This window comes from Microbacterium umsixpiens (genome assembly GCF_053543675.1).
The window spans coordinates 25,893-31,444 of record NZ_JBLVOH010000079.1 but is presented as its reverse complement, the minus strand read 5'-3'; the positions used below and the strand labels follow the sequence as shown (position 1 = coordinate 31,444).

The 5,552-nt window shown below is 71.1% G+C and carries 6 protein-coding genes; 4 read left to right on the top strand and 2 right to left on the bottom strand.

What is annotated here, in order from left to right:
* From ACNPM4_RS08290 to ACNPM4_RS08280, 3 genes are all read left to right on the top strand, one after another.
* On the top strand, positions 1-1,218 hold a 1,218-nt coding region (locus ACNPM4_RS08290), incomplete at its 5' end, for a cytochrome b/b6 domain-containing protein (RefSeq protein ID WP_448985368.1).
* 45 nt (positions 1,219-1,263) lie between these two features.
* Positions 1,264-2,022, top strand: a complete 759-nt coding sequence (locus tag ACNPM4_RS08285) for a hypothetical protein (protein ID WP_448985367.1) — start codon at positions 1,264-1,266, stop codon at positions 2,020-2,022.
* Positions 2,019-2,468 carry a nuclear transport factor 2 family protein gene (locus ACNPM4_RS08280; RefSeq protein WP_051662530.1) on the top strand — a complete coding sequence of 150 codons (450 nt, stop codon included), beginning with the start codon at positions 2,019-2,021 and terminating at the stop codon, positions 2,466-2,468. The genes ACNPM4_RS08285 and ACNPM4_RS08280 overlap by 4 nt, the downstream gene beginning before the upstream one ends.
* 10 nt (positions 2,469-2,478) lie before the next feature.
* Here ACNPM4_RS08280 and ACNPM4_RS08275 read toward each other — a convergent pair whose 3' ends face one another.
* Both ACNPM4_RS08275 and ACNPM4_RS08270 read right to left on the bottom strand, forming a co-directional pair.
* Complete coding sequence (locus ACNPM4_RS08275) at positions 2,479-3,639, bottom strand: NADH:flavin oxidoreductase/NADH oxidase (RefSeq protein ID WP_448985366.1); 1,161 nt, start codon at positions 3,637-3,639, stop codon at positions 2,479-2,481.
* On the bottom strand, positions 3,636-5,039 hold the full coding sequence (locus ACNPM4_RS08270; protein WP_448985365.1) for an MFS transporter: 1,404 nt from the start codon (positions 5,037-5,039) through the stop codon (positions 3,636-3,638). Before ACNPM4_RS08270 ends, ACNPM4_RS08275 begins: the two co-directional genes overlap by 4 nt.
* A gap of 82 nt (positions 5,040-5,121) precedes the next feature.
* On the opposite strand from ACNPM4_RS08270, the gene ACNPM4_RS08265 reads away from it, so the two are divergent.
* Positions 5,122-5,552: MBL fold metallo-hydrolase (locus ACNPM4_RS08265; protein WP_448985364.1), on the top strand; the 431-nt coding region annotated here is incomplete at its 3' end.

Here is a 5,552-nt window from a genome sequence, read left to right as displayed (position 1 = left end):
GTTGCAGGCATGGAGGCGGTTTCCGCCAGCCACGTCCGTCGCGGTCTGCCGCGTGTCGTCGGCGGAGATCCGTGGCCGCCCGCAGACACCGTGCCGGCCCTGTCCGGCGTCGCGGCGGCTGCCGTCGCGTCCGTCGCGGACGAAGGTGCGGAGGCGGCCACGGTCGTCGAGGCCGTCGCCGCCTCGGAGCCCGCCGCCCCGGCCGCCGGTTCCGCCCTGGTCGTCCCGGTCCTCGCCGACCTCGACACCCCGCTGCCGTGGACTCGGACCGTCTGGAGAGGTCGCGCTCCGCGCCACGTCGCCGAGACTCCGTCGTCGGGTCGCCCGCGTCCGACCTGGCCGCAGGCGATCGCGGTCCTGTTCGGCGCCGCGGCACTCGGGGTGCTGGCGGGCGCCGCCATCGCCTTCGTGCGGGCGCTCCTGAGCTTCCCGTTCATGCAGGACTTCCTCGCGGCGTTCCCCGGCGAGTACGAGCCGGCCATCGCGGTCGAGCCGGGCTTCGCGCCGTGGGTCAACTGGGCGCACTTCTTCAACATGTTCCTGATCGTGCTGATCATCCGCTCGGGGCTGCAGGTGCGCACCGAGAAGCGGCCGACGGTGTTCTGGACGCCGCGCGGAAACGCGAAGGGCAAGATCAGCCTGAATCTCTGGTTCCACCAGGCGCTCGACATCCTGTGGCTCGTCAACGGCGTGATCTTCGTCGTGCTGCTGTTCGTCACCGGGCACTGGGTGCGGATCGTGCCGACGAGCTGGGAGGTCTTCCCGAACGCACTGTCGGCGGCCCTGCAGTACGTCTCGTTCGACTGGCCGCACGAGAACGGCTGGAACAACTACAACAGCCTGCAGCAGCTCGCGTACTTCGTGACCGTGTTCATCGCGGCGCCGCTGGCGGCGATCACCGGGTTCCGCATGTCGGGGCTGTGGCCGAAGAAGGCCGAGAAACTCTCCAAGGCGTACCCGGTGGAGTGGGCGCGTGCGCTGCACTTCCCGATCATGCTGTACTTCGTGGCGTTCATCATCGCCCACGTCGCGCTCGTGATGCTCACCGGATTCCTGCGCAACCTGAACCACATGTTCGCGTCGCAGGATGCGGTCACCTGGACCGGGTTCTGGGTGTTCATCCTCTCGCTCGTGGTGATCGCGCTCGCCTGGGTGGCCGCCCGCCCGCTGGTGCTCGCGCCGATCGCGAAGGTCTTCGGCAAGGTCTCGGGGCGCTGAGGAGGATTCCTCCACGAGGGTGTTGACACCTAACCAAGCAAACGCTTGACTGACAAGGTGTTCGCGCCTCTCGCCTTCTTCTCCTTCGTCCGCCTCGACGACCGCTCGCTGCATGGGGACTACAGCAGGTGGCATCAGCTCGACCATCGTCCGGAGAACCTCGCGCTCCCCGGCGTGGCCTGGGGTGACCGGTGGGATGTCCGCCCGGAATACGCCGAGCTCGCCGACGGGTCGCTTTCCGGCGCCGTCGACTTCGTCGCCATGTACTGGTTCCGCGATCCCGTGGACGAATCGGTCGCAGCCTGGGACGCCCTCGGCGAGGCGTCGTTCCAGTGGGGGCGCGGTCCGCTGATCCCCGGCATCCACCGGCCGATGCTGGCGTTCTTCCGTCCGGTCAAGGGGTACGCCGCCGCGCGGGCGCTGGTCGACCCGGAGGTGCTGCCCTACCGTCCGCACCGGGGGATCCACCTCACCGCGACCCGGTTCACCGATCCGCACGGGGGCGAGACACACGAGGCGCACCGTCGCGAGGACCGCGAGCTCATCCCCGCTCTGCTCGACGTCGACGGCGTGGCCGGAGCCTGGACGTTCTCGTACAGCCACCCGCAGCGGCACTCATCGCTGCCGTTCGACGAGACGCCGGCGGATCCGCCCGGGAGCATCCGCATCCGCCTGGTGTACCTGGAAGACGACCCCGCCGACGTGACCCCGCGGCTCCGCGCGGTCGAGGACGGCTTCCCCGAGGCGGGGGAGCGGATGCTGTCCACCCCGGTGAAGACGATCATCCCCTGGCAGGACTGGTGAGCGAGGCGCTGGAGCGGCGCCTGCAGGTGCTGGAGGACCGCGCCGAGATCGCCGATCTCATCGCGCGGTACGGCCCCGCTGCGGATTCCGGTGATGCCGACGCGGTCGCGGCGCTGTGGGCACCGGGCGGCACCTATCAGTTCGATGACACGGTGCTCGAGGCCGACGACATCCGCTCGCTCGTGTCGATCCCGACGCACGTGGAGTACATGCGCCGCGGGTGCGCGCACATCGTCTCCGCGCCGCGCATCGAGATCGACGGCGACGACGCCGTGGCGGTGACGCACTCGGTCGTGATGCTGCGCGAGGGCGAGCGCTGGATCGGCGAACGGGTCAGCGCGAACCGCTGGGAGCTGCGCCGCACGGCCGATGGATGGCGGGTGCAGCGCCGTCGCAACCGTCTGCTCGACGGAGACGGAGCCGCCCGGGAGCTGCTGGCCCGCTGAGGCGTCCGGGTCAGCGCTCGAAGCGGCTGAGGGGGGTCTCGCCTGCCGCGGCGAGGCGCGCGAGCGTGCGGGCCCGGGGGCCGAGGGCGCTGCCGAAGCGCACGTCCCAGGACTCGTGTGTGTCGTCACCCAGGGCGATGCGGGCGTGGTGCGGCCAGTTCGGGTCGTCGAGCGCCTGTCGCCCGAGGAGCACCAGGTCGGAGTCGCCGTCGTGGATGAGGCGGGCGGCCTGTTCCGGGTCGACGACGAGCCCGACGGTCGCCGTGCGCACACCGACCTCGTCGCGGATGCGGCGTGAGAAGTCGGCGTGGAAGGCGAAGCCCCGACGGATGCGGGTGTCGACCGTGCGGTCGGTGGTGATCCCACCCGAGGAGGTGTCGATCACGTCGACGCCCGCTGTGGCGAGTCGACGCGCCACCTCGACCGTCTCGTCGATGCCCAGCCCGCCCTCGGCTCCGTCGACCGACGAGATGCGGAACGAGAAGGGGACGCCGCCGCCGATCGCGTCGCGGACTGCGGCGACGACCTCGAGCGGATAGCGCAGACGGTTCTCGGGGCTGCCGCCGTAGTGGTCGGTGCGCCGGTTCGACACGGGGGAGAGGAAGGAGTGCAGGAGGTAGCCGTGCGCGCCGTGGAGCTCGACGAAGCGGAACCCGGCAGCCACCGCGCGGGCGGCCGCGTCGTGCCAATCCTGCACGGACCGGGCGATCTGCGCCGTGGTGAGTGCGGCGGGGACGGCATGACCCGGGCCGGCGGACAGGGCGCTCGGGGCGACGAGGGGCCAGGGGCCGAATCCGGCCGACGCATCCTCGTCGTCGAGCGGAGCGCCCGCGCGCCAGGGCTCCCGGACGGCGGCGCGGCGTCCGGCATGCCCGAGCTGCACGCCCGGCACCGATCCCGACGCGGCCACGAGCGCGGTGACCCGTCGCCATCCGGGGATCTGCTCGTCGCTCCACAGCCCGGTGTCGAACGGCGAGATGCGGCCCTGCGGGTGCACGGCCGTCGCCTCGGCGATGATGAGCCCTGCACCGCCCAGAGCGAAGCGGCCGAGGTGCGCGACGTGGAAGTCGGCGACCAGTCCGTCACGCGAGGCGTACATGCACATCGGTGAGATGCCCACGCGGTTCGGCAGGGTCACATCGCGCAGGGTCAGCGGAGAGAAGAGGCTCATGCGGGCTCCTTGGAATGGGGCAGGCGGAGGAAGGCGGCGAGCACCGCGGTGACCACGCCGCACGCTGCGGCGAAGCCGAGCGACAGCTGCAGCGCCCACTCGGAGAGGAAGGCGGGATCGGCGGTCGACGGGAGTGCGGCGATCACGAACGCGAAGAGCGCGGCGGCGACGGCGCCGGAGAGGGTGCGGATGACGGAGTTGACACCGTTCGCCGTAGCCACCTCGTCGGAGGGCACCGAGGCGGTGATCAGCGACGGCATCGCGGCGAACGCGAAGGCGACACCCGCGCCCACCAGGGCGGACCCGATGAGGACGGGCAGGGCGCCGCCGTGGAAGAGCATTCGGAACAGGAAGGCGAACGCCATCATCGCCGATCCGAGCAGGAGTGCGCGTTGACCGCCGAAGCGCGTGATGACGCGCGCTGCGAGAGGGGCGAGCGCGATCATCGTCAGAGCGGACGGCAGGAGGAACAGCCCGGCCGCGGCCGTGGCGACATCGAGTCCATAGCCCGTGGATGTCGGCGCGAGGGCCTCCTGCGTCGTGAGCAGATGGTTGGCGTACATCCCGAACGTGGCGAAGAACGAGGCGATGTTGATGGGCAGGATCGGGGCGCGCATGGCGGTGCGCACGTCGATCAGAGGGGCCGGATGTCGCCGCTCCCACAGCATCCAGAGCACGAGAGTCGCGACCGCGAGCAGTCCGAGCCCCAGGGTGAGCGGGCTCGCCCACCCCCAGTACTGTCCCCGGGAGATCGCCAGCAGCAGCGCGGTGAGACCGAGGGTGAGCAGCACCGCGCCGATGAGGTCGAAGGCGCGACTCGGGCCGGTGGGCGCCTCGGGGATGCGCACCCGGATCAGGACGCAGAACAGGGCGCCGACGACCGCCGAGCACCAGAAGACGGTCGGCAGACCTCCCCACTCGAGCAGCGGCCCCGCGAGGACCAGCCCGAGTGCGGAGCCCATGCCGAGCGTGCCGCTCATGAGGGCGATGCCGAGGACGGCCCGCCGACGCGAGACGAGGGCGCTCAGCAGGCCGATGCCGATCGGGACCACCGCGGTGCCGAAACCCTGGAGTGCGCGGCCGATCAGCACGGCCGTGAACCCGGGGATCACGGCGGCGATCACGGAGCCGATGACGAGCAGCCCCATCGACACCAGCAGGAGAAGGCGGCGGCCGTGCATGTCAGCGAGCCGGGTGACGACCGGGGTGCCGACCACCCCGGCGAGGAGGGTGACCGTGATCAGCCAGGAGGCGTCGGCCGCCGTGGTGTCGAGCAGCTCGGGGACCAGCGGGAGGAGAGGGACGATGAGCGTGAACTGCAGCGACGTCAGCATTCCGCAGGCGGCGAGCAGGGCCACCACCACGCGCTCGTGCCGTTCTCGTTCCGACTTCACCGTCACCGTTCCACTCGCAGGAGCGCCGTCCCTGTCGTCAGGCTATCCGGATCTCGTTAAATGAACAAGCGATTGCTAGGGTGGCGGGATGAGTAGCCGAGCGGATGACGTCGTCCCCGTCGATGAGGCCGAGCGTGACGCCTGGGAAGCCGGTCTCCTGCGCGACGCGGCCGACCTCGGCGACGGTCTCTGGGGCATCCCCGTGGCGATCCCGGAAGGGACTCTCCCCGGCACGCTCGCCTACGCGCTCGTCGGCGACGATGGGGTGCATCTGGTCGACCCCGGGTGGGACACCGCGGAGAACCTCGGGCGCATCGAGCGGGCGATGAGGGCGGCCGGACGGTCGCTGCCCGACATCGCGACGGTCGTCGTCACCCACCACCACCCCGATCATCTCGGTCTCGCCGAACGCGTGCGGACGCTCACCGGTGCGCGGATCGTGATGTCCGCGGCCGAGCGACGGGTGCTCGCCGCGGCCGTCGATCCTGCGGCGCGGGACCCCGAGTCGTATCGGGCCCC

Coding starts and splice junctions, on each gene's coding strand:
- ACNPM4_RS08275 (WP_448985366.1), bottom strand. CDS start 3,639: ATGAGCCTCTTCTCTCCGCTGACCCTGCGCGATGTGACCCTGCCGAAC.